This is a genomic window from Sphingomonas sp. IC081, assembly GCF_006874585.1.
Lineage (GTDB): Bacteria > Pseudomonadota > Alphaproteobacteria > Sphingomonadales > Sphingomonadaceae > Novosphingobium.
Genome location: NZ_CP029761.1, coordinates 1,057,537 through 1,080,815, shown reverse-complemented (window position 1 = coordinate 1,080,815; position 23,279 = coordinate 1,057,537). Strand labels below are relative to the sequence as shown.

The 23,279-nt window shown below is 68.2% G+C and carries 16 protein-coding genes; 3 read left to right on the top strand and 13 right to left on the bottom strand.

Going from position 1 to position 23,279, the window contains the following annotated elements; all coding sequences use genetic code 11:
• Positions 1 to 127: 127 nt before the first annotated feature.
• From katG to DM450_RS05185, 4 genes are all read right to left on the bottom strand, one after another.
• Positions 128 to 2,320: a catalase/peroxidase HPI gene (gene katG / locus DM450_RS05200; protein WP_142633023.1), complete on the bottom strand. Its 2,193-nt coding sequence runs from the start codon at positions 2,318 to 2,320 to the stop codon at positions 128 to 130.
• Between the two features lie 795 nt (positions 2,321 to 3,115).
• Positions 3,116 to 4,624: an L-lactate permease gene (locus DM450_RS05195; protein ID WP_142633021.1), complete on the bottom strand. Its 1,509-nt coding sequence runs from the start codon at positions 4,622 to 4,624 to the stop codon at positions 3,116 to 3,118.
• 3 nt (positions 4,625 to 4,627) lie between these two features.
• Positions 4,628 to 5,638, bottom strand: a complete 1,011-nt coding sequence (locus tag DM450_RS05190; RefSeq protein ID WP_142633019.1) for a 2-hydroxyacid dehydrogenase — start codon at positions 5,636 to 5,638, stop codon at positions 4,628 to 4,630.
• A gap of 171 nt (positions 5,639 to 5,809) precedes the next feature.
• The gene (locus DM450_RS05185; RefSeq protein WP_142633017.1) at positions 5,810 to 6,817 is read right to left on the bottom strand and encodes a L,D-transpeptidase; all 1,008 of its coding nucleotides are present in this window, start codon (positions 6,815 to 6,817) and stop codon (positions 5,810 to 5,812) included.
• A 293-nt stretch (positions 6,818 to 7,110) separates the two neighbouring features.
• On the opposite strand from DM450_RS05185, the gene DM450_RS05180 reads away from it, so the two are divergent.
• Positions 7,111 to 9,789 (top strand): HAD-IC family P-type ATPase, encoded by a 2,679-nt coding sequence (locus DM450_RS05180; protein WP_142633015.1) that lies wholly within the window; start codon positions 7,111 to 7,113, stop codon positions 9,787 to 9,789.
• 3 nt (positions 9,790 to 9,792) lie between these two features.
• On the opposite strand, the gene DM450_RS05175 is transcribed toward DM450_RS05180, so the two are convergent.
• The 7 genes from DM450_RS05175 to DM450_RS05145 form a co-directional block, all read right to left on the bottom strand.
• Entirely contained in the window at positions 9,793 to 10,608 is an 816-nt protein-coding gene (locus tag DM450_RS05175) for a universal stress protein (protein WP_185928714.1), read from the bottom strand.
• 101 nt (positions 10,609 to 10,709) lie between these two features.
• Positions 10,710 to 11,459: an enoyl-ACP reductase FabI gene (gene fabI, locus DM450_RS05170; protein WP_142633011.1), complete on the bottom strand. Its 750-nt coding sequence runs from the start codon at positions 11,457 to 11,459 to the stop codon at positions 10,710 to 10,712.
• Between the two features lie 50 nt (positions 11,460 to 11,509).
• Entirely contained in the window at positions 11,510 to 12,718 is a 1,209-nt protein-coding gene (locus tag DM450_RS05165; protein WP_142633009.1) for an ABC transporter permease, read from the bottom strand.
• On the bottom strand, positions 12,718 to 13,434 hold the full coding sequence (locus tag DM450_RS05160) for an ABC transporter ATP-binding protein (protein ID WP_142633007.1): 717 nt from the start codon (positions 13,432 to 13,434) through the stop codon (positions 12,718 to 12,720). The genes DM450_RS05165 and DM450_RS05160 overlap by 1 nt, the downstream gene beginning before the upstream one ends.
• 11 nt (positions 13,435 to 13,445) lie before the next feature.
• Positions 13,446 to 14,774, bottom strand: a complete 1,329-nt coding sequence (locus tag DM450_RS05155; RefSeq protein ID WP_142633005.1) for an efflux RND transporter periplasmic adaptor subunit — start codon at positions 14,772 to 14,774, stop codon at positions 13,446 to 13,448.
• A gap of 2 nt (positions 14,775 to 14,776) precedes the next feature.
• Positions 14,777 to 16,285, bottom strand: a complete 1,509-nt coding sequence (locus DM450_RS05150) for an efflux transporter outer membrane subunit (RefSeq protein ID WP_409529361.1) — start codon at positions 16,283 to 16,285, stop codon at positions 14,777 to 14,779.
• A gap of 212 nt (positions 16,286 to 16,497) precedes the next feature.
• Positions 16,498 to 17,553, bottom strand: coding sequence for an NAD(P)-dependent alcohol dehydrogenase (locus DM450_RS05145; RefSeq protein ID WP_142633003.1), 1,056 nt, complete (start codon positions 17,551 to 17,553; stop codon positions 16,498 to 16,500).
• A 122-nt stretch (positions 17,554 to 17,675) separates the two neighbouring features.
• Between DM450_RS05145 and DM450_RS05140 the strand changes: the two genes are divergently transcribed.
• Positions 17,676 to 18,569 (top strand): LysR family transcriptional regulator, encoded by an 894-nt coding sequence (locus DM450_RS05140; protein ID WP_142633001.1) that lies wholly within the window; start codon positions 17,676 to 17,678, stop codon positions 18,567 to 18,569.
• A gap of 72 nt (positions 18,570 to 18,641) precedes the next feature.
• On the opposite strand, the gene DM450_RS05135 is transcribed toward DM450_RS05140, so the two are convergent.
• Positions 18,642 to 21,968, bottom strand: coding sequence for a CHASE domain-containing protein (locus tag DM450_RS05135; protein WP_142632999.1), 3,327 nt, complete (start codon positions 21,966 to 21,968; stop codon positions 18,642 to 18,644).
• 158 nt (positions 21,969 to 22,126) lie between these two features.
• On the opposite strand from DM450_RS05135, the gene DM450_RS25725 reads away from it, so the two are divergent.
• Entirely contained in the window at positions 22,127 to 22,477 is a 351-nt protein-coding gene (locus tag DM450_RS25725) for an Hpt domain-containing protein (protein ID WP_185928713.1), read from the top strand.
• A 21-nt stretch (positions 22,478 to 22,498) separates the two neighbouring features.
• On the opposite strand, the gene DM450_RS05125 is transcribed toward DM450_RS25725, so the two are convergent.
• Positions 22,499 to 23,110 (bottom strand): response regulator transcription factor, encoded by a 612-nt coding sequence (locus DM450_RS05125; RefSeq protein WP_142632995.1) that lies wholly within the window; start codon positions 23,108 to 23,110, stop codon positions 22,499 to 22,501.
• Positions 23,111 to 23,279: the final 169 nt, after the last annotated feature.

The following is a 23,279-nucleotide window of genomic DNA, read 5'->3' as shown; positions in this document are numbered from 1 at the left end:
CCGTTCGCTTTGCCCGACGCAAATATAAAGATATCTTTATATGCGCTTCGGTAGATCCCGCCGGAGCACGGGAAAACGGGCGGGAGAACACGCGCCCCCGCCCTTCCCGGCTTCGGCCTGGCGCGCTCTACGCGAGGTCGAAGCGATCGGCGTTCATCACCTTCACCCACGCGGCCACGAAGTCGCGCACGAACTTCCCGCCCGCGTCCGCCGCCGCATAGACTTCGCTGAGCGCGCGAAGCTGTGAATTGGAGCCGAACACCAGGTCGGTCCGGGTTGCCGTCCACTTCGGCTGCCCGCTGGCCCGGTCGGAGCCGACGAACTTCTCGTCCGCCTCGTCGTCGACCTGCTTCCAGGCGGTATTCATGTCGAGCAGGTTGACGAAGAAGTCGTTGGTGAGCTGGCCTTCGCGCGCGGTAAGGACGCCGTCCTTCGAGCCGCCGAAGTTTGCGCCCAGCACCCGCAGGCCGCCCACCAGCACCGTCATCTGCGGGGCGCTGAGGCCCAGCAGCTGCGCACGGTCGAGCAGCAGCTCCTCGGTCGGCACGTTGTAGGGCACCTGGAGGTAATTGCGGAAACCGTCCGCGCGCGGCTCCAGCACGGCAAAGCCATGCTCGTCGGTCTGCTCCTGCGAGGCATCGACGCGGCCCGGAGTGAACGGCACTTCAACCGCGCTCCCCGCATCCGCCGCCGCCTTCTCGATGCCGACGCTGCCGCCGAGCACGATGAGGTCGGCCATCGACACGGCCCCGCCGAACCCGGCCCTGATCTCCTCGTAGACGCCCAGAACCCTGGCGAGCCGGGCCGGTTCGTTGACCTCCCAGTCCTTCTGCGGCGCCAGGCGGATACGCGCGCCATTGGCACCGCCGCGGTAGTCCGACTGGCGGAAGGTGACCGCCGAAGCCCATGCGGTTGCCACCAGTTCGGCCACGGTAAGCCCCGAAGCGGCGATCCTCTGCTTCAGCGCGGCCACGTCCGCAGCGCCGATTGCCGGACCTTGCGCGCCGGGCAGCGGGTCCTGCCAGAGGAAGTCCTCCGCCGGAACCTCGCTGCCGAGGTAACGCGCCTTGGGCCCCATGTCGCGGTGGCAGAGCTTGAACCAGGCCTTGGCGAACTGGTCCTCGAACCACGCCGGTTCGGCGCGGAAGCGTTCGAGGATCTTGCGGTATTCCGGGTCTTCCTTGAAGGCCATGTCCGCCGTGGTCATCAGCGTCGGCACGCGCCGTTCGGGGCTGTGCGCACCGGGGGCCATGTCCTCGGGCTTCTGGCCGATCGGCTGCCACTGCTGTGCGCCGGCCGGGCTATGCACCAGTTCGTAGTCGTAATCGAGCAGCATGTGCAGGTAGCTCATGTCCCAGCGGGTGGGCGTGGGCGTCCAGGCACCCTCGATGCCGGAGGTGATCGTGTGATCGCCGAAGCCGCTCTCATGTCCGCTCGCCCAGCCGAGGCCCTGCAGCGCAATGTCCGCGCCTTCCGGCTCGGCGCCGACCAGCGCCGCATCGCCCGCGCCGTGGCACTTGCCGAAAGTATGCCCGCCGACGGTGAGCGCCGCCGTCTCGACATCGTCCATGCCCATGCGGGCAAACGTCTCGCGCACGTCGCGCGCCGAGCCGAGCGGATCGGGATTGCCGCCGGGGCCTTCCGGGTTGACGTAGATCAGGCCCATCTGGATTGCCGCCAGCGGGTTTTCGAGCGCGATGTCCTTGTCCGGCTGGATGCGCGTTTCGGCGCCCTGCCCGACCCAGTGCTCCTCGGTGCCCCAGTAGACGTCGATCTCGGGCGAATAGATATCCTCGCGCCCGCCGCCAAAGCCGAGCACCGGCGCGCCCATCGATTCGAACGCCACGTTGCCGGTGAGGATCAGCAGGTCCGCCCAGGACAGGCTGGCGCCGTACTTCTGCTTGATCGGCCAGAGCAGGCGGCGCGCCTTGTCGAGATTGGCGTTGTCCGGCCAGGAGTTGAGCGGCGCGAAGCGCTGGTCGCCGGCACCGCCGCCGCCGCGCCCGTCACCGATGCGATATGTGCCCGCGCTGTGCCAGGCCATGCGGATGAAGAAGGGTCCGTAGTGCCCGTAGTCGGCCGGCCACCAGGGCTGGCTGTCGGTCATCAGCGCGGTGAGGTCCGCCTTCACCGCCGCAAGGTCGAGCGACTGGAACGCCTCGCCGTAATCGAAATCGGGGTCCATCGGGCTGGGGCTGGTGCCGCCCTGCTGGAGGATGTCGAGCCGCAGCTGGTTGGGCCACCAGTCCCGGTTGGTGCGCCCGAGCAGCGATCGCACGGGTTCGCCGTGCATCGGGCAACCACTGGTCTTCGCGTCCATGGATTCTCTCCTCTTGTGATCCGCGTCCCGGCCATTGAAAGTCATGGGGCCGGGCGATTGGGGGAAACTCACCCGCCAGGCGGGTCTTTCGGGTGTTGCGCGTAAGGGACGCAGGCCCGTCCAGGCCGACAGCCGCGACGCCGCCGACAGGAACTGTCTCGACCTGGATAAAGACCCTCGGAAATCCTGAGAACCCATACCATGGGTTAGCTCCCGGAAGCGCCTGCGGACGCCGTGCAGAGTGCCAGATTCCCCCGCGCGTTCAAGGGCGCCGATTCCCGCAGCCGATGCGAATTTCCGATCATTGTTCGCAGCAAAACCAATGACCATGCTGCGCGCAGCATAACCGGCCCACAGACGGGTATTTTCCGCCTCCCGACGCGCTCGGTGGTGACTTGGGACAGGAGGCGGAAAATCGGTGACGTGAACGACCCCGACGCTTCAGGACTTCACGGCACACTCCCATTTCGGACGGCGGGGACCAAGCCTGTCGGCACGGCCCCATCCGGCGAAAGACGAATTCGATCCGAGATCGCTTTCGCCCGAAAATGTTACATTGCTGCGACAAGTCGTTCAATAGACGTTGCACAATCATGCACTCGAAATTGCCTCGGCTCGGACAATTCGGCCAAAATTGCCACACCACGCTCGGCAACAGGTACAAATGCAGGATCGATAAATTCATCAAATGACTTGGGAAAACGAAAAATCGGTGATCCGGACGGCATCGGCAAATTCCGCGCAGCCACGGCCGCAGGGGTTGCCCTCAGCGGCGGCCGTTTATACGTCTATGACCTAGGGCAGCAACGCCTGCACCGTGAACACCAGCCCCCCGGCCAGCGCCACGTAGGCAAGGCAGACCGGCACCGTGCGCGCCAGTGTCTCCCCCTCCCGCCCGACCAGTCCGACCGTCGCGGTCCCGGCGACGATGTTGTGCGGGGCCATGATGTTGCCCACCGCCGCGCCCACGCTCTGCCCCGCAAGCGCCAGGCCGTGCGGCAGCCGCACCGCGTCGGCAGCGGCAATCTGGAAATTGGCGAAGATGATGTTCGAGGCCGTTCCCGACCCGGTGACGAACGACCCCAGCGCCCCCACCAGCGGCACCGCCAGTGGCCAGGCCCGCCCGAACAGCGTGGTCGCGCCCACTGCAAGCGCATCGATCATGCCGCCGTGAACCATGAAGCGCGCCAGCGTCAGCACCGCTACAAGCGCAATTCCGACTTGCGGCAGCCGCCGCAGCGCCGCCAGCATCGATGCACCGACCTGCCTTGGCGCGGCGCGGTGGGCCAGCGCCGTGCAGAGGAACGCCAGCAACAGCATCGTGCCGGGATGATAGAGCGGCAGCATCACCTCGCCAAAACCGTGACCATAGCTCCATTCGATGCGGCACGTCCGCAAGGCGGCCTGCAAGGGCGGCACCAGACGGCTCACCAGGATGAGCGCCACCAGCACGACATAGGGCAAGCCGGCGATGACAACCTCGCGTCCGGCCGGCCCCGATCGCAGCGTCCCCCCACTTCCACGCCGCAGCCAGGCGGCAAACAGCCCGCCGCCCAGCAATGCGCCGCCCAGCGTCGGGAGTTCCGCCCCCGCCAGCGCCGCAACCAGCGCCGCCGCCGCGAAAAAGCACACCGCCGCCATCAGCGCCGTGCGCCGGGCCGCGACCGTCGCCCTTCCCGCGAAGAGGCCCTGTGCCCCGCCGCCGATGGCATAAGTCACGACAAGCTGGGCGAACATCCAGCCAAGGCAGGCATGCAGCACCAGGATCTCAAGGCTCAGCCGCCGCGCGTCGAACAGACCGGCCTCGAGCAGCGGCACCATCGGCGCGCCCACCGCACCGAACGAGACCCCCGCGACATGGCCCAGCAAGGCCACCAGGACCGCGCGCGCGGGCGGCACGCCCAGGGCCACCAGCATCGGCGCGACAATCGCGATGGGCGTGCCGAAACCCGAGGCGCCTTCGAGGAACATCGCGAAGAACCAGCCCAGCAGCAGCGCCGTCGCGGCCGGATCGCGCGAAATCGACGCCAGCCATTCGCCGATCACGGCCGTGGCGCCGATGCGGGTCTGGTATTCGTGGATCGAAAGTGCGGGAAAGATGATCCACAGGATTGTCGCGGCGGTGAACCCCGCTTCCAGCACCGGCCCGGCAAGATCGGCGGGAGTCTCGCCGAACTGGAAACCCACCACCGCCACGATCGCGGCGATCACCGCCGCCAGCGATCCGGCTGCCGCGGCCGACCAGCGCAGCCCCGTCATCAGGACCACGAGCAGCGCGATCGGCAGGATCGCGAGGGCCGCCAAGGGTCAGCCCCGACGCTCGACCGGCACCGGATGGAGCGGCGTGCCGGTCTCCTCGAAGGCGCCAATATTGGCCAGGGTCGTCCCGGCGATCGCGGTCATCGCCTCGCGCGTGAAGAAGCCCTGATGGCCGGTGATGAGCACGTTCGGGAACGTCATCAGGCGCACGAAGACATCGTCGCGGATCACCTGTTCGGACAAGTCCTCGAAGAACAGGTCTTCCTCTTCCTCGTAGACGTCGAGCCCGACGTAGCCGACCCGTCCGCTCTTGAGTCCGGCGATCACCGCACGCGCATCCATCACCGCGCCGCGACTGGTGTTGATGAGCATGACGCCGGGTTTCATCGTGCGGATCGCCTCGCGGCCGATCAGGTGATGGGTATCGGGGGTGAGCGGGCAATGCAGCGAGATGATGTCGCAGCGCGCCAGCAGCTCCTCGCGCGGGACGTAGCGCCCGCCGATCTGCGTCAGTTCGGGCGTCTCGAAGGGATCGCTGGCCAGCACCTCGCAGCCGAACCCCTTGAGGATGCGCGCCACATTGATGCCGATCCGGCCGGTGCCGATCACCCCTGCGACCTTGCCCTTGAGATCGAACCCCAGCAGCCCTTCCAGCGCGAAGTTGCCCTCGCGCACACGGGCATAGGCCTTGTGGATCTTGCGGTTGAGCGAAAGGATCAGCGCCACCGCATGCTCGGCGATGGCGTCGGGCGAATAGGCAGGGACCCGACCGATCGAGAGACCCAGCCGCCGCGCCGCTTCCAGGTCGACGTTGTTGAAGCCGGCGCTGCGCAGCGCGATCAGCCGGGTGCCCTGCCCGGCCAGGATCTCCAGCACTTCGGCGCCAAGCTGGTCGTTGACGAAAGCACAGACGCAGTCATGCCCGCGCGCCAGGTTGGCGGTGTTGGCATTGAGGCGCGCCTCGTACCACGAAAAGGCATGACGCCCGCCCGCCGCCTCGTTGGCATGATCGAGAAACTCACGGTCGTAGGGCCTCGTGCTGAAAACGGCGATTTTCAAGCAAGTCCTCCTGGTCGTTCGAGGAATTCCATCGAGAGCGGCGACCAGGGTTGCCGCACCTGATCGCCGCTGTCGTCGTTGATCGACCACCTGTGCCAGCGGCGGGACGATTCGACACCCCCTTCGCCGCACGATGGGTCATGCACGGTATCCGCCGGTCCAAAGCCCGGTTCAGGGCGCCGGTTTTACCGCATCGATGACGGTCAGATGTTCCAGCGGCGCGTCGCCCACGCGCGAATCGGTGACGAGAATCGTCGCCCCCGGCGTGAGCGCGGTCTTCAGCTTGTCGTAGAACCCGCGCGGCAGGCGCAGGCGGTTGAGCGCGGCTTCATCCACTTCCACCCCGTCCTCGGAAGTGTGCCCCGGCAGGCCGACATAGACCCAGTGCGGCTGGCCGCCGCGCATGACCATGGTGATGACGTGGCTGCCGTGATCGGCCGCGTCGACCTCCACCACGCTGCGGCCGATCTCGGTGCCGCCGCGCAGCACCACGACCCGCCCGTCGAGCCGGGAAACGATGATCGAGAGCGGGCCGGAACGCGCCAGCTCGGGCTGCCAGCGGTACTGCTGCCCCCCGGCAAGCGGGACATGTCCGGTCTTCTGCCCCTTGTCGTTGAAGGGCGAGAGCAGGCTGTTGTCGCTGGTCCGCACGTGGCTGGCGGCATCCCCCTCGACCACGACGGTCACGCCCAGCTTTGTCACCGCGAACAGCTCGCGCGCGAACTGGTAGGGCAAGTGCACGCAGCCATGGCTCTCCGGATAGCCCGGAAGGCCGCCGGCATGGAGCGCCACCCCGTCCCAGGTCAGCCGCTGCTGGAACGGCATCGGCGCGTTGTTGTAGGTGCTCGAACGATGGTCGGCATCCTTCTGGAGAATGGTGAAGACGCCGGTGGGCGTGGCATAGCCATCCTTGCCGCTGGACACGGTGGTGGCCGCGATGCGCACGCCGTTGCGATAGACCAGCGCCACCTGCCTGGAGAGGTCGACATAGACCAGCACCGGCCCCTCAGGCGCGACATCGGGTGCCCATACCCATTCACCGGGCTTCAGCTGCTCGATCCGGCGCGCGAACTCCGGCGGCGACGTCGCCTTGGCGCCTTGCGCCAGGGCCGGGTCCATCCCGCATGCCGCGCCCATCACCAGCGACGCACCAAGCGCCAGCCCCAATCCTGCCTTCATCGGACCCCCTGCAGCCTTTTCGCACAATACCGCGACAATTCCGGCAGTGACCTGAATAACGCAGGATTACCATCCGGGTTTACCCGAATAGACACTGCCGCCGAATACCTGAAACGGCCGCCTGCGATCACCGGGCATATTGGCTTGCCGTATCTCCAATTCCGATCTATTTCATTACATTAAATCAAATTGCTGCAACAACGACATCCACCGGAGGATCTGTTCTCCGGCATCACGTCCGCGTGGCCAAGGCCGCCACACGCCGAATTGCGACCCCGCGCCCCGGAGGATCGATGCAGACTGAACCGCTCCGCGACTGGCATGCCCTGGCCACGGCAGAGGCACTGGCCTTCCTCGATACCGCGCCGCAGGGCCTCAGCGAAACCGAAGCCGCGCTGCGGCTGAAGGCCCATGGCCCCAACAGCCTGCCCGCCCCGCGCGGACGCAGCCCGTTGCTGCGTTTCCTGGCGCAGTTCCACAACGCGCTGATCTATTTCCTGCTGGCCTCGGCCCTGGCCGCGCTGCTGCTTCAACACGCGGTCGACGCGCTGGTGATCGTGGCCGTGGTGGTCGTCAACGCGGTGGTCGGCTTCATCCAGGAAGGCCGCGCGGAAAAGGCCTTGTCCGGCATGGAGAGCCTGATTTCGGACAAGGCCCATGTCGTGCGCGGCGGCCTTCGCGAAAGCGTCGATGCGGCCACGCTGGTGCCCGGCGACGTGGTCATGCTCGATGCCGGAGACCGGGTGCCGGCGGACCTGCGGCTGATCCGCGTGCGCGCCCTCGCGATCGAGGAAGCCGCGCTCACCGGGGAATCGGTCGCCGCCGAAAAAGGCGAGCTCCCGGTCGCCGCCGATGCCCCGCTCGCCGAGCGTTCGGCCATGGCCTATTCCGGCACGCTCGTCGCGCGCGGTCAGGCCACCGGCGTGGTTGTCGCCACCGGCACCGCCACCGAGATCGGCCGGATAAACACCCTGCTCCAGTCCGTGCCCAGCCTCGCCACGCCCTTGCTGCGCCAGATCGACAGCTTCGCCGCCAGGCTGACCGCGGCGATCTCGCTCGGCGCCGCCGCGCTGTTCGCCTTCGCCGTGCTGGTGCGCGGCTTCGACTGGGTGGATGCGCTGATCGCGGTCGTGGCGCTGGCGGTCGGCGCCATTCCCGAGGGCCTGCCTGCGGTCATCACCATCACCCTTGCCATCGGCGTGCAGCGCATGGCCGCGCGCAAGGCGGTGATCCGCAAACTGCCCGCGGTCGAGACGCTGGGCGCGACTTCGGTGATCTGCACCGACAAGACCGGCACGCTCACCCGCAACGAGATGATGGTCAGCCGGGTCATGACCGGCTTGCACGAACTGCGGGTCGAGGGCAGCGGCTACCTGCCCGAAGGGGCCATCACCTGCCGCGGCGGCCGCGACGATGCCGCCGCCATCGCCACTGCCGCCGACATCGTGCGCTGCGGCGTGCTGTGCAACGACGCCCACTTGCGGCAGGCCGACGGCATCTGGACCGTCACCGGCGACCCGATGGAAGGCGCGCTCATCGCCCTCGCCCGCAAGACCGGGATCGACGAGGCGCATCTGCGCGGCGAATGGCGCCGCGTCGACGAAATCCCCTTCGACGCCAGCCACCGGCTGATGGCAACGCTATGCCGTAACGCCGCCGGACGCAGCCTGGTCTTCATCAAGGGCGCCCCCGAAGCGGTCCTGGCGCTGGGCGCCAGCCGCGAGGATGCCGAGGCCTGGGAACTGGGCACGACGCGCGCCGCCGACGAAGGCGAGCGGGTGCTGGGCTTTGCCATGCGCGAACTACCCCCGGCCACCGAAAAGCTGGATTTCGGCCTGCTGCAAGGGGCAACGATGCTGGGCCTCATGGGCTTCATCGATCCCCCGCGCGAGGAGGCACGACGGGCGATCGCCGAGTGCCGCTCCGCCGGGATCGCGGTCAGGATGATCACCGGCGATCATGCCGGAACCGCGCTCGCCATCGCCCGCCAGCTGGCGCTGGCCGATGCCCCCCGCGCTCTCACCGGCACCCAGATCGAGGCGATGAGCGACGCGGAACTGGCCGAGGCGGTGCCCCGCACCGCCGTCTTTGCCCGCGCCAGCCCCGAACACAAGCTGCGCATCGTCCGCGCGCAGCAAGCGCGCGGCGCCATCGTCGCCATGACCGGCGACGGGGTGAACGACGCGCCCTCGCTCAAGCAGGCCGACGTCGGCACCGCGATGGGCCTTTCCGGCACCCAGGCCGCGCGCGAGGCGGCGGAAATGGTGCTGCTCGACGACAACTTCGCCTCGATCGTCGCTGCCGTGCGCGAGGGACGCACCGTCTACGACAATATCCGCAAGGTCATCGCCTGGACCCTGCCGACCAACGGCGGCGAGGGCATCGCGGTGATCCTGGCCATCCTCCTTGGTTTTGCCCTGCCGATGACCGCCACGCAGATCCTCTGGATCAACCTGGTGATGACGGTGACGCTGGGCCTCGTCCTCGCCTTCGAACCGCCGGAACCGGGGATCATGGCGCGCCCGCCCCGCCGCCGCGATGCGCCGCTGCTCTCGGCCTTCCTGCTCTGGCGGGTGCTGCTGGTCTCGGTGCTGTTCGCCGCCGTGCTGCTGGCCGTGTTCTTCGGCGCGCAATGGGCCGGGGACAGCCTGCGCGAAGCGCGCACGATGGTCGTCAACATGCTGGTGATCGCCGAGATCTTCTACTTGTTCAACGTCCGCTACATGCACATGCGATCCTTGAGCCACGCCGGCCTGCAAGGCACCCGCGCGGTGCTGATCGCGGTGGGCGGCGCGGTCATCGCGCAGCTTGCCTTCACTTATGCGCCGCCCTTGCAGGCGGTGTTCGATACCGCCCCGCTCTCGATCCGCGACGGCGCGGCGATGCTGGCAATCGGCGCCGCGATGTTTTTCCTGCTCGAAGCCGAGAAGGCGCTGATGCGAAAGCTCGGCTGGTTCGAGGAACTGGCCTGAAACTCAGCCCGGCAGCCGTACCATCAGCGTATCCGGCCTGATCCAGGCAAGCAGCGAATTGGCGCGGCTGCCGCCGGTCAATTGCCGCAGCGCGCCGCCGCCCTGGGTTCCCAGCACGACCAGATCGGCGTCGTAATCCTCGATCGCCCGGCCAACCGCCGCCTCGGCCTCGCCGCTTGCCAGCACCCCCTCGATCCGTCCGGCAAAGGGCGCCAGGTCGTCCGAGGCCAGAAATTCGGCGAGGCCGCTTTGCGCGCGGGCTAGCGTTTCCTCGCGCACATGGTCGGCCACGCCCCAGCTTTCGAAACCGATGTGGAACACGTGCACGACCCGGATCGCCGCATCGGGAATGAGCCGCGCGGCGGTAAGGATCGCCTGCTTCGAGGCGGGCGAGAAGTCGCTCGGCACAAGAATGCGGCGATAGAGCCCGCGCGGGCGCTGCTTGACCACCAGCACCGGCACTTCGGCATGGCGCAGCAGGTAGTCGATCGCGGTGCCGAGGAAATAGTCCGAAATCTGGTTGAACCGGGCGACGCCGGCCACGATCAGCTGCGCCCCGCGCTCTTTGGCGATACGGGCGATGGTGCCCGGCGGCGAGCCTTCGGGGACCAGCACGTCGGCCGCGGCGCCGCCCGGCGGCAGGATTTCACGGACACGTTGCTGCAAGGCGACATCCGACACGCCGTCGTGCCCCTCGTCCTTGCGCACGTGCACCACTTCGACCACCAGGCCGAGATCGCGCCCCAGTTCGAAGGCACGGTCGACCGCGCGGTCGCTCCGCGCGCTAAGATCGGTTGCGACCAGGATCGGGGACGTCATCTCGGCACCACTCCTATCAAATTCGACCTCGCAATCAGACACCTGTCCGGCGCGGCAGGCAAGGCCGCACTTACGCCCCAGGCGGCGCGGACACATTCCGCCTAGCCCCCGACGACGTTGTAGCCGCTGTCGACGTAGATCGTCTGCCCGGTCACGAAGCGCGCCCTCGGGCCCAGCAGGAACGCCGCCATCTGGCCGATCTGCTCGACCGTCACCAGCTGGTGCAGCGGCGCCTTGTCGGAGGCGAGGCGGATCAGTTCGTCAAGGTGCGAGAGACCCGAGGCCGCCCGCGTGCGCACCGGCCCGGTCGAGAGCGCGTTGACGCGAATGCCCTGCGCGCCCAGTTCATCAGCGAGATAACGCACGCTCGCCTCCAGCGCGGCCTTGACCGGCCCCATGATGCCGTAGCCCGGCACCACCTTTTCGGAACCGTAGAAACTCATCGTCAGGATCGATCCGCCGCCCGCCATCAGCGGCTCGGCATGGCGCGCCAGCCGGATCAGCGAATGGCAGGAAACGTCCATCGCGGTGCGAAAGCCTTCGGCGGAGCTGTCCACCACCCGCCCGTGCAGGTCGTCCTTGGGGGCATAGGCGATCGAATGGAGCAGGAAATCGAGCCCGCCCCAACGCGCGGCGATCTCGGCAAACAGGGCCTCGACCTGCGCCGGGTCGGTAACGTCGAGCGGCGTGAAGATCGGCGCCTCGAGTTCCTGGGCCAGCGGCTCGACAAAGCGCCGGGCCTTGTCGTTCTGGTAGGTGATGGCAAGTTCCGCCCCCGCCTCGCGCAGGACTTCCGCACAGCCCCAGGCCAGCGACTGGTCGTTCGCCATGCCCACGATCAATCCACGCATAAGCCGCCCCTTCTTTCCGCCAGTACCGCCCGTTCGTCGCGCCCCTTGCGCTACTCGTGCCGAAGCGCGTCGATTGGATTGAGGCTCGCCGCGCGGCGGGCCGGGAAATAACCGAAGATCACCCCGATCGCCGCCGAAACCGCAAAGGCACCGAGGTTGACGGCGGGTTCGAAGATCCACGGCACGTTCATCAGCGGCACCGCGATGGCCACCACGACCTGCGCCAGCACCAGCCCGATCAGCCCGCCCAGGCACGAGAGCACGATGGCCTCGACCAGGAACTGCATCAGCACCTCGCTCGCCACCGCGCCGATGGCGAGACGGATGCCGATCTCGCGCGTGCGCTCGGTCACCGAGACCAGCATGATGTTCATGATGCCGATGCCGCCGACCACCAGGCTGATCGCCGCAACCGCCGCAACGATGCTGGTCAGCATCGAGGTGGTCTGGGTCAGCGTATCGGAAATCTGCTTGGTGTCGAAGATGTTGAAATCGTCTTCCTTGCCCGCGGTGATCCGCCGCCGTTCGCGCAGCAGGTTGGCGAGCGTGGATTGCACCTGCTCGCTGGAATAGTGGTCGTCGATGCCCACCAGGATCGTGCGCACCGTGGTGGTGCCGAGATAACGCCGCTGCACGGTCTTGAGCGGCATGATCACGGTATCGTCCTGATCGCCGCCGAACCCGGCCTGCCCCTTGGTGCTGAGCAGCGCGATCACGTCGCAGCTGACATTGCCGAGGCGGAACCGCCTGCCGACCGGATCGGCATTGCCGAACAGGTTCTTCGCCACCGTCGTGCCGATGATGCACACCGCCTTGCCGGCGCTTTCCTCGTCCGGCGAGAACAGCCGCCCTTCCTGCAAGGGCCAGGGCGAGATCCGGAAGTAGTCCGCAGTGGTGCCATTGATCGTGGTGGACCAGTTGGCCCCCTCGTAGATCGCCGTCGCGCTCGACGAGACGGACGGCGCCGCCGCGGTCACCCCGCCCACCTGCTGGCGGATCGCGGCGATGTCGGCCAGTTCGAAATCGCGCGGGGTGGTGCCGCCGCCGCCGCGCCCGAAGCCCTGACCGGGGCGGACCTGAAGGATATTGGTGCCCAGCGCCGCGATCTGCTGGGTCACCGCTGCCGTCGTCGCCTTGCCCAAGGTCACCATCGAGACCACCGCGCCCACGCCGATGACGATGCCCAGCATCGTCAGCAGCGAACGCAGCACGTGGCGGCGGATCGAGCGCAGCGCGAGCAGGAAGATCGTGCCCAGCATCAGCCGGCCACTCCGCTCTCGGCCGCCGCGCCCTGCTCGATCCGGTCGATCAGCCCGTCCTTGAAGTGGACGATCCGCCGCGCGTATTCGGCCATGTCGGGCTCGTGCGTGACCATCAGCACGGTGATCCCGGAATTGCGGTTGAGCGTGGACAGGAACTCCATGATCTCCACCGAACGCTGGCTGTCGAGGTTGCCGGTGGGTTCGTCCGCCAGCAGCACCGCGGGATTGGTGACGATGGCCCGGGCAATCGCGACGCGCTGCTGCTGCCCGCCGGACAGTTCGCCCGGCGTATGGTGCGCCCAGTCGGCCAGGCCCACCCGGTCCAGCGCCTCCATCGCCATCTTGCGCCGGTCCTGCCTGGCATCGCCGCGATAGAGCAGCGGCAGCTCCACGTTCTCCAGCGCCGACGTGCGCGCCAGCAGGTTGAAGCCCTGGAACACGAAGCCGAGATGCTTGCGGCGCAGCAGGGCACGCTGGTCGCGGTCGAGCGTCTCCACGTGGTGGCCATGGAACAGGTATTGCCCGCCGCTTGCCACATCGAGGCAGCCCAGGATGTTCATCATCGTCGACTTGCCCGAGCCCGACGGCCCCATCACCGCCACGAAGTCCCCGGCGGCGACGTCGAGATCGACCCCCTTGAGCGCCCGGAACGCGGTTTCACCGGTGCCGAAGACCTTGGTGATCCCGCTCAGGGCAATGATCGGCCGGGACACCGCCGCGCCTCTCAGCTGCCGCCCGGCGCGAGTTGCCCGGTGATGACTTCCATGCCCGGCCGGAGCGAGCCGCCGGTCACTTCGGTCTGCTGGCCGTTGCTGGAGCCCATCACGATCTCCACCGCCTGCGGCGTGCCATCGGCACCCAGCACGTAGATCGTGCGCCGCGAGCCGCGTTCGAGCGTCGCGCTCTTGCTGGCGCCGCCGCCGCCGCGCCGGGGCGGACGGAAACCGATCGCCGAGGTGACGCCGCCCGACTTGCCGCCCGCGCCCGCGCTCTGCGGCGTGAAGGAGAGCGCGGCATTGGGGATCAGCAGCACCCCGGTCTTGTCCGAGGTGACGATTTCCGCCGTCGCGGTCATGCCCGGACGCAGCCGGAAATCGGCATTGGCGACCGAGAGATCGGCGGCATAGGACACCACCTGCCCGCTGGAACTGCTGGTCGTGGCAGTCGAGCTCGACGATGTCGCCGAGGATACCGTGAGGTTCGAGCCGATTTCCACGCGCGTGATCTTCGCCGGGAAGGAATCGCCGGGGAAGGCATCGACCGTGAAGGTCGCCGCCTGCCCTTCCTTCACCGTGCCGACGTCCGCCTCGTCGATCGCCACTTCCAGTTTCATGCTGCTGAGGTCTTCGGCGATCACGAAGAGCGTCGGCGTGTTGAACGAGGAGGCGACCGTCTGGCCCGGATCGACCTCGCGCGCGAGCACCACGCCCGAGACCGGCGAGACGATCAGCGCGCGCGAGCGCTGGGTCTGGCTCTGCGCCAGCGTCGCACGGGCGGCCGCGACATTGGCCTCGGCCGTCTTCACCGCCGCCGCCGCGCGCTGGACGTCGGCGCGGCCCGCCTGCAATTCGGTCTTCGACGGCACCTTGCCGCCCGACAGCCGCGAGACTTCCTCCAGCCGCGCCAGCTGCGCCTGCGATTCCGCCAGGGTCGCCTTGTTCTGCGCCACTTGCGCCAGATTGGCGTTCACTTGCGCGGTGTACTGCCGGATCTGGTCCTCGATCTGCTCGGGATCGATCTCGGCCAGAACCTGCCCTTTCTTCACCCGGTCGTTGACGTCGACCAGCACCTTGACCACGAGGCCGGAAAGCTGCGAGCCGACCGTCACCTGGTTGGTCGGCGCCAGCTTGCCGGTGGCGGAGACCGTCGTCACCAGACGCCCCTTCTCGGCCCGGGTCGTGGCATAGGCCGTCTTCTCGGCGCCCCGAAAACACTGCGAGAGCAGCAAGGCCAGCACGACCAGCACCGCCAGCGCCGTCCAGACCGCCCATTTGCGCTGCCACAGCGCCCGCTTGTCCGCGCCGAGGAATTCGTCGAGGGTTTCGTCGGCCATGCTCAGTCGGTTTCCTGTGCCTTGGTGCCCTGCCGCGCAACGGCCGGACGGCCCGCGAGCGTGGTGTAGTCCTGCCGCGCGTCCCAGCCGCCGCCCAGCGCGTCGTAAAGCGCCACCAGGGCGTTCGCCCGGTCGGCATGGGCCTGCACCAGCCCGTTGCGGGCCGAAACCAGCGCGGCTTCCTGGGTATTGAGGGTGGTGAAATCGGTAAGGCCCGAGCGGTACTGCATGCGCGCCAGCAGCGCCGAACTGCTGGCCGCATCCAGCGCCTCGGCCAGTTCCTTCTCGCGCGTTTCGGCACTCCGCAGCGCAACCACGGCATTCTCGACATCCTCCAGCGCGGTCAGCACCGAGGACTTGTAGGCCGCGAAGGCGCCCTGCGCCGCCGCCTCGTTCGAACGGACCTGCGCGTTCAGTCGCCCGCCGTTGAAGATCGCCTGGCTGATCCCGCCGAACAGGCCGCCGGTGATCGTGTCGAACAGCCCGCTGAAACTGCGCGCATTGGTGTCGAGGCTACCGGAGATGGTGAGCTGCGGATAGAGCTGCGCCCTGGCCACGCCGATCTGCGCGGTGGTGGCGGCAAGGTTGCGCTCGGCCGCACGCACGTCGGGCCGCTGGCGCAGGACATTGGCGGGAATGCCGACGCCAACCCCGTCCGGCCCCACCATGTCCGGCCCGCGCGGGATCCGCCGAACCGTTTCCAGCAGCGGCTTCACCGCGCCCGGCGCCTGCCCGGTGAGCACGCCGATGCGCGAGACGGCGGCGTTGTATTGCTGCTCCAGCGACGGGATCGCCGCCGCCGCCTGCGCCCGGCTGGAGCGCGCCTGCTGCTCGTCGAGCGAGGAGACCAGCCCTGCCATCACCCGCCAGCGGGCGATCTCGAGGTTCTCGTCCTGGATCGCGAGGCTGGCCCGGGCGTTGGCGATCTGCGCCTGATAGCCCCGCGCCAGCACGTAGTTGCGCGCAAGTTCGCTTTCCACCGTCAGCAGCGTGGCCGCATAGTCGAAACCGGCGCCTTCGAACTGCGCCCTGCTCGCCTCCACCGCGCGGCGATTGCCGCCGAACAGGTCAAGCTGGTAACTGGCATCGAGCCCGAGGGTGAAGCTGGTGCTGCCGCCGCCTCCGGTGGTGGTGACGGTGCCGTCCGGCAAGGTCAGCGTGGTGCCGCCGCCTTTCAGCGTTTCGGTGCGGTTGACACTGCCCGAGCCCGACAGCGACGGCAGCAGGGCCGCGCGGCTGATGACCAGCGCCTCGCGCGCCTGCCGCAAGCGGGCCTGCGCCTGTGCCAGATCGAGGTTGGCACCGGCAGCCTGCTCCACCAGCTGGGTGAGTACGGGATCGTCGAACTTGCGCCACCAGGCGGTCAGATCCTCACCGCCGGGCGGGGCGGTGACCGACCACTGGTCCGGCACCCCCAGTTGCGCCGCGCTGCTCGGTACATAGTCCGGCCCGGCGGCACAGCCGGAAAGCAGGCACAAGACCAGGGACGGGGCCAGCGCTTGGGGCGGGATGAGCGGGCACGCCAGGATACGGACGATTGCGGCTCGCAAGATCACGGAACTCCACCAGTCGCATTGGAGGCGCCCGAAGATGTCCCTGTTTTGCCTTTCAGGTCAAGAGGTAAGAAACCGTATGAACAGGAACCGGGAGGATCCGGCGCCGCTGCGGAAATGGCCGGTGGTACGTCCCACCGGCCATTTCATCTCCAGGCAGTGCGACCCGATCAGGCAGCAGCGCCTTCCAGCGTGCTCATGTCGATCACGAAGCGGTAGTGCACGTCGGAACGCTCCATGCGTTCGTAGGCATGGTTGATCTCGTCCATGCGGATCATCTCGACTTCGGGAAGGATGTTCTTCTCGGCGCAGAAGTCGAGCATTTCCTGGGTCTCGGCGATGCCGCCGATCAGCGAGCCGGCAATGCGACGACGGCCGAAGACCAGCGGCGTGGTGATCGGTTCGTCGACCGGACCGATCTGGCCGACCAGCACCAGGCTGCCGTCGACGTCGAGCAGCGGCAGATAGGGGTTGAGGTCGTGCTTGACCGGCACCGTGTCGATGATGAAGTCGAAGCTGCTGGCAGCCGCCTTCAGCGCCGTCTCGTCGCTGGAGATCAGCACGCGCGCGGCGCCCAGTTCCAGCGCGTCGGCTTCCTTGCCGGGCGAACGGCTGAACACGGTCACGTCCGCGCCCATCGCCGCGGCGAGCTTCACCGCCATGTGGCCAAGACCGCCAAGGCCGATCACGCCGACGCGGGTGCCTTCGCCCACGTTCCATTCGCGCAGCGGCGAATACGTGGTGATGCCCGCGCAGAGCAGCGGTGCCGCCTTGGCGACGTCAAGGCCCTCGGGCATGCGCAGCACGAATTCCTCGCGCACGACGATGTCGCGGGCATAACCGCCCTGGGTGACGTCACCGGTCACCTTGTCGCGGCCGTTGTAGGTGCCGACCCAGCCGTTGCGGCAGTAGTTCTCGTGGTCCTGCTCGCACTGGTCGCAGTGGCCGCAGCTGTCGACGAGGCAGCCGATGGCAACGGTATCGCCCACCGCATGGCGCGAAACCTCGGGGCCGACGGCGGTGACGCGGCCGACGATCTCGTGCCCGGGCACGATCGGATAGACGGTGCCGCCCCAGTCGTTGCGGGCGGTATGGAGGTCCGAGTGGCAGACGCCGCAGTACTGGATCTCGATGGCAACGTCGTTGCCGCGCAGTTCGCGGCGTTCGAAAGCATAGGGCGCAAGCGGGGTCTCGGGAGACTGGGCTGCGTAGCCGATGGTCTTCATCTGAAGAGAGATCCTTGGTCGGGAGGAAGGAATGCCGCGATGCAGCATAGTGCCATATAGGCGTGCGAGCCGCGCACGAAAACCAGAGGAAATTGCAATGCAGTCATGATACAGGCTCATTAATGCAACGCGAACACATGGCCGACCTGATTGCCTTCATCGCCGTCGCCGACGAGGGCAGCTTCACCCGCGCGGCGGCCAAGCTCGATTCCTCGCAATCGGCGCTGAGCCACACGATCCGCCGCCTCGAGGCCCGCCTCGGCGTGCGGCTGCTGGCCCGCACCACCCGCAGCGTGGCGCCCACCGAAGCGGGCGAGCGGCTGCTCGCCAGCCTGCGCCCGGCGATGGAGGAAATCGGCCTCAGCCTCGCCTCGATCAGCGAACTGCGCGAACGTCCGGCGGGCACCATCCGCCTCACCACCACCGAACAGGCGGCGCACGAACTGCTCTGGCCCTCGCTGAAACCCTTTCTCGAGCGCTACCCGGACATCAATGTCGAAGTGAGCGTCGATTCCGGCCTGTCGGACATCGTCGCGGACCGTTTCGACGCGGGCATCCGGCTTGGCGAATCGGTTGCGCGGGACATGATCGCGGTCTGCATCGGCCCCGAGATGCGGCTGGTGCCGGTCGCCTCGCCCGCCTATCTCGCCCGCCAGGGAAGGCCGGAAACCCCGCACGATCTCGCCGCGCACCAGTGCATTAACTTGCGCTTCCGCACGCGCGGCAACCTCTATGCCTGGGAGTTCGAGAAGGATGGCCGCGCGCTCAACGTGCGGGTCGACGGGCAGCTGACGTTCAACTCGATGCCGATGATCCTGCGCGCCGCGCTCGACGGCACCGGCATCGCGATCATGATGGAATCCTATTCGCGCCCTTATGTCGAGCGTGGCGAACTGGTGCCGCTGCTGGAAGACTGGTGCCAGCCCTTCCCCGGCTACCACCTCTATTATCCGAGCCGCCGCCAGTCCTCCGCCGCCTTCCGCCTGCTGGTCGACGCACTGCGCTGGCGCGGCTGATCTCGCAGTGCCGGCCCCGGTGCTAGGGCCGGGGCCGGGGCCGGGGCCCGCCCCGGCCATGATCGCGGTTCATCAATCGGCCTGCCCCGGGTCCGTTTCGCCGCCTTCCGGCTCGCCGGCAAACTCAGCCAGCACGGCGGCCAGCGCTTCCAGTCGCAGCGGCTTGGTGAGATGGGCCTGCATCCCGGCCTCGAGCGCGGCCACGGTATCCTCGGGGAAGGCATTGGCGGAAAGGCCGACGATCGGCAGTTCCTCGGCATCGATGCCCGCCCGGCGCAAGGCCCGCGCCGCATCGTGGCCGCCCATGCGCGGCATCTGGATGTCCATCAGCACCATCGCGAAGGGCTCGCCCGCCGCCCGCGCGGCCTTGACGGCGGCAATCGCCTCCTCGCCGTCGCCCGCAAAGACATGATCGATGCCCAGCCGGTCGAGCATGGCCGCCACGACCATGCGGTTGATATGATTGTCTTCCGCCACCAGCACCCGGCCGGCGAGCGCCAGCGGGCGATCCGGTTCCTCTCCCCAGGCCGCCTCCTCCACCCCTTCCGTGCGCGCCCGCGCGGGCCGCAGCGGCAGGCGCAGCGTGAAAGTGGAGCCGTGCCCGGTCACGCTCTCCACCGCGACGGTGCCGCCCATCAGCGCCGCCAGCCGCGCGCAGATCGCGAGGCCCAGTCCGGTGCCGCCGAACCGCTCATGGATCGAGGCATCGGCCTGGGTGAAGCCGTCGAAGATATGCTGCTGCCGGTCCGCGGCGATGCCGATGCCGGTATCGCTCACCGAGATCGCCAGCCGCGCCGCGCCCTTGCCGCGCTGGACCCGCGCCGCCAGCATGACCTGCCCCTTGCCGGTGAACTTGACCGCATTGCTGAGCAGGTTGTCGAGGATCTGGCGGATGCGCACCTTGTCGCCGCGGATCCACTGCGGCACCGCCGGATCGAGATCGAGGCCCAGCGCGATGCCGCGTTCCGCCGCCGACTGGCGGAACAGCTCGATCGCCCCGCCGAGCAGGGCATGAACGTCGAAACTGCGCTCGACCAGTTCCATGCGCCCGGCCTCGATTTTCGAAAGGTCGAGGATGTCGTTGAGCAGGCTCATCATGTTGCGGCCGGAATCGAGGATGATCCCGACCTGCCGATGCTGTTCCAGCGGCAGGTCGGCGCCGTGCAGCATTTCCGCGAACCCCAGCACCGCGTTCATCGGCGTGCGGATGTCGTGGCTCATGTTGGCCAGGAACGCGCTCTTGGCGTCGGCCGCGGCACGGGCCTCGTCACGCGTGCGCAGGAGTTCGTTGCGCAGTTCCACTTCCTCGGTGCGATCGGCCAGGACGCCGAACAGCCCGCCGGGGCTGCCATCCTCGGCAGGCTCGACATGGGCGACGATCTCGACATGGCGCAGCGCCCCGTCCGCGCGGCGCACGCAGGCGGCAAACCGGCACGGCGCCCCATACTTGCGCGCCGCATCGATGGCCGCCACCACGATCGCCCGGTCCTCCGGCACGTAGAATTCGAGCACTTCGGCAGGGCTCGGCGACGGTCCCGGAGGCAGGCCGTGGATGTGGAACAATTCGTCGGACCAGAGCACCTGCCCGGTCACGAAATCGAGCTGCCAGTGGCCGACATGCATGGTTGCCTCCGCCAGCAGCAAGAGGCGGTTGCTCTCGTTGAGATCCTCCACCGCGAGGCGCCGCTCCTCGGCGACCCGGGCCAGTTCGCCGGTGGCCATGTCCACCTCGCGCGAGATCGTCGCCTCGCGCCGCACGAAGTGGCTGAGCAGGAGCCCCAGCAGCACCGTGACCAGCCCGCCGCCCAGCAGCACGCTGAGCGGCTCGTTCGACATCGCCCGCGTCTCGAAAGGCTCCAGGCTGGCCCAGCGCAAGGTCCATTGCCGCCCGGAGACGGTGACGCGGGCAGTGCGCCGGAACAGCGGATCGGCGGCATCCTCGGTCCCCGCGCCGGTGGCGTAGATGCGGCGCGCCGGATCGGTGGTGTCGCCTTCGAAGACCTCCAGCGTGAAGTCCTGCCCCTGCCCGGTGGTCAGTCCGGCAAATATGTGGTCGATCTCGATCGGCGCATAGGCCCAGCGGAAGCCCGGCACTTTCTCGTCATGGCCGTGCGGCCGCGCGCCGAGCGGCAGCAGCAGCAGGTAGCCGGGGCTGGGCCGATCCTTCTGCAGCAGGCCGATCTGCGGCGTCAACACCGTCTGGCCGATCCGGCGGGCGCGCGCCATCGCCGCGCGGCGGTTCGGATCGAACCCTAGGTCCAGCCCGTAGATGCGCTTGTTGCGCTCGAAAGGCGCGACGAGCGTGACCACGTAATGCCAGTCGCGCCCGGTCAAGGGATGGACATCGAGCGGGGGATCGCCCGCGCGCTCCATCTCGCGCACCAGCCGGTCGAGGTCGGACGAGGACATCGCCTCGATCGTGCCGATGCCGAGGAGCCCGGGCAGGTGCTGTTCCAGTCCGGTCGCGCCGACATAGGCCTCCCAGCGCCGCTCGGTCATCGCCGGGTCCACCGCCAGCAGGCCCGCCGCGGCGCCAAGCGCCTGCGAATAGATCTCGAACCGGCGGTCGAGCGCCCGCTCGGTCTCGGTGGTGATGGCAAAGAAGCTGGCCTGGGCGCGCCCGTACTGCTGCTCCACGCTGTGCTTCCACAGGACGAAGGTCGCCCCGGTGGCCAGCGCCAGGCAGATCGCCACCAGCGCCGTGACCCCGCGCAGCACCCGCCCGCGCCAGCGCAGCGGCACCGGCGAGATCGGCGAGAACAGCAGCGTCGGCAGCACCGCCGAGATGCCCAGCACGTCACCGCCGTACCAGGTGTACCAGTTGCGCAGCGCCAGCGTCAGATCGATGCCCGTGCCCAGAGCCAGCATCACCGTGCCGACGGAGGCGGAAATCAGGCAGGGCGCCAGCAGCACGGCCCCCAGGAACGCGGCAAGACGGCGCGGGGTCCCGAGGTCGATGCCCGAGACGAACCAGCGCCGCGCGGCGCTGGCCGCGACAACCGCCTGCAGGCTCGCCCCGGCGCCGAACACGGTGCCGTTGAGCAGCGCATGGCCGATCGAGATCTCGCCCGCCGAACCGCCAAGGGCATGGTAGGCATTGATCGCGAAGGAGCCCAGCCAGACCGCCGGCCAGTGTCGCCGCCCCCAGCCCAGCAGTCCCGCGAGCGCAAGCCCCGAAGCGGGCCAGACGACCGTCGCGTAGCCGGGGGGGATCGCCAGATCGAGGCCGATCGCCCCGCCCAGCGCATAGACCGCCGCCAGGACCGCGACACGCCCCAGCCAGATCGACCATGACTCGCGGCGGGACGGCTGGCCTGCGGTATCGGTTCCGGTATCGGTTCCGGCATCGGTATCGGGCGCAAGGCGCCGTTTCAGCAGGTTCCAGGCAGGCGGTGTCATCCCGCCATCCCTATCGTGGTCCCCGCCGATGCCGCACGCGCAAAGCGAAGGTTGCCCTCCGGTTTTCCCCGAGTAACATGCCCGCGACCGTCGACAGGCCGCTTCCGCACGCCATGGTGCGTGCCTTGCTGCCCTGTCCCCCCTGCCGGAGTTCGCACATGAAGGAGACCGCCGCCCCCCCGCTTGTTGACGAAGAGGAACTCGCGCGTTCCTTCGAGGCTCTGGGCGAAGCGCGGATGGTGCCGATTCTCCGGGCTTTCGGGGCCTGTGCGATGGATGAGGCACGCGCCATCGCCGCCGCGCTGACCGGCGGCGACGAAGACCACGCCCGCCGCCTGGCCCACGGCTTCAAGGGCGCCGCCGGCAACATGTCGGCAACCCGGCTGGCCCGCGCCGCCGAGGGGATCGAGAAGGCGGCGTCCCCCATCCCGGCAGAGGCCGTGCTGCCGCCCCTGCTGGACGCCGCCCGCCAGACCGCCGAGTGGATCGCCCACCGCTTCCCCGATTAGCCTCACGGCAACCGGCGGCGCCTAGGCCGCCGCCTCGTCGAGCCCCTGCCGCAGCGCCAGCAGCGCCTGCGAGCGGTTGTGTACGCCGATCGCCCGGTAGATCGCCGAAAGATGCGACTTGATGGTCGGCTCGGTAAGGCCGAGGCTGTAGGCGATCAGCTTGTTCGACTTGCCCTGCGCCAGTTCCGCCATGACCCGCATCTGCGCGGGCGAGAGCTTGTCGGCCAGCGAATCGGCAGGCTCCTCGCGCAGCGGGAACCAGGTACCGCCTTCGAGGATGACGGCGATCGCCGACTTCATCTCGGCCAGCGGCGCCGTCTTGTTGAGGAAGCCGCGCGCGCCCAGCATGGCCGCACGGGCCGGAAGGTCGGCCGCGGCATTGCCGCTCACCACCAGCACCGGCAGCTTGGGCGCGGCGGCCTGAACCGCGACGAGGTTGGCCAGCCCCTGGCTGTCCTTCAGCGCGAGGTCGAGCAGCAGCGCGTCGAACGGCCCTTGCGCGATCAGATCCCGCACGCCGGAAAGCGTGTCGGTGGTCGAAACGAGGATCCCCTCATCAACCGCGTTAACCGCCGAAGTTAACGCCGAGACGCAGATCGGATGGTCATCGGCAATAATCAGACGTCGAATCACGTGTTCCCCCCTATCCCCACCAATGGCGCAAGTGCCCGCATATCCTCGAGAATCCGCCAGAAAAACAAATCCCACATCCCAAAGTATGATCCAATTTCTCCCGTTTGCATACCTTGGGATGAACTCAAATCAGGGTAAACTGTTCGCTAACCAGACCGGTTCACCAACC

Coding starts and splice junctions, on each gene's coding strand:
- katG (WP_142633023.1), bottom strand. CDS start 2,320: ATGGACGCGAAGACCAGTGGTTGCCCGATGCACGGCGAACCCGTGCGA.
- DM450_RS05185 (WP_142633017.1), bottom strand. CDS start 6,817: ATGAAGGCAGGATTGGGGCTGGCGCTTGGTGCGTCGCTGGTGATGGGC.
- DM450_RS05180 (WP_142633015.1), top strand. CDS start 7,111: ATGCAGACTGAACCGCTCCGCGACTGGCATGCCCTGGCCACGGCAGAG.
- DM450_RS05175 (WP_185928714.1), bottom strand. CDS start 10,608: ATGACGTCCCCGATCCTGGTCGCAACCGATCTTAGCGCGCGGAGCGAC.
- fabI (WP_142633011.1), bottom strand. CDS start 11,459: ATGCGTGGATTGATCGTGGGCATGGCGAACGACCAGTCGCTGGCCTGG.
- DM450_RS05165 (WP_142633009.1), bottom strand. CDS start 12,718: ATGCTGGGCACGATCTTCCTGCTCGCGCTGCGCTCGATCCGCCGCCAC.
- DM450_RS05155 (WP_142633005.1), bottom strand. CDS start 14,774: ATGGCCGACGAAACCCTCGACGAATTCCTCGGCGCGGACAAGCGGGCG.
- DM450_RS05145 (WP_142633003.1), bottom strand. CDS start 17,553: ATGAAGACCATCGGCTACGCAGCCCAGTCTCCCGAGACCCCGCTTGCG.
- DM450_RS05140 (WP_142633001.1), top strand. CDS start 17,676: ATGCAACGCGAACACATGGCCGACCTGATTGCCTTCATCGCCGTCGCC.
- DM450_RS05135 (WP_142632999.1), bottom strand. CDS start 21,968: ATGACACCGCCTGCCTGGAACCTGCTGAAACGGCGCCTTGCGCCCGAT.
- DM450_RS25725 (WP_185928713.1), top strand. CDS start 22,127: ATGAAGGAGACCGCCGCCCCCCCGCTTGTTGACGAAGAGGAACTCGCG.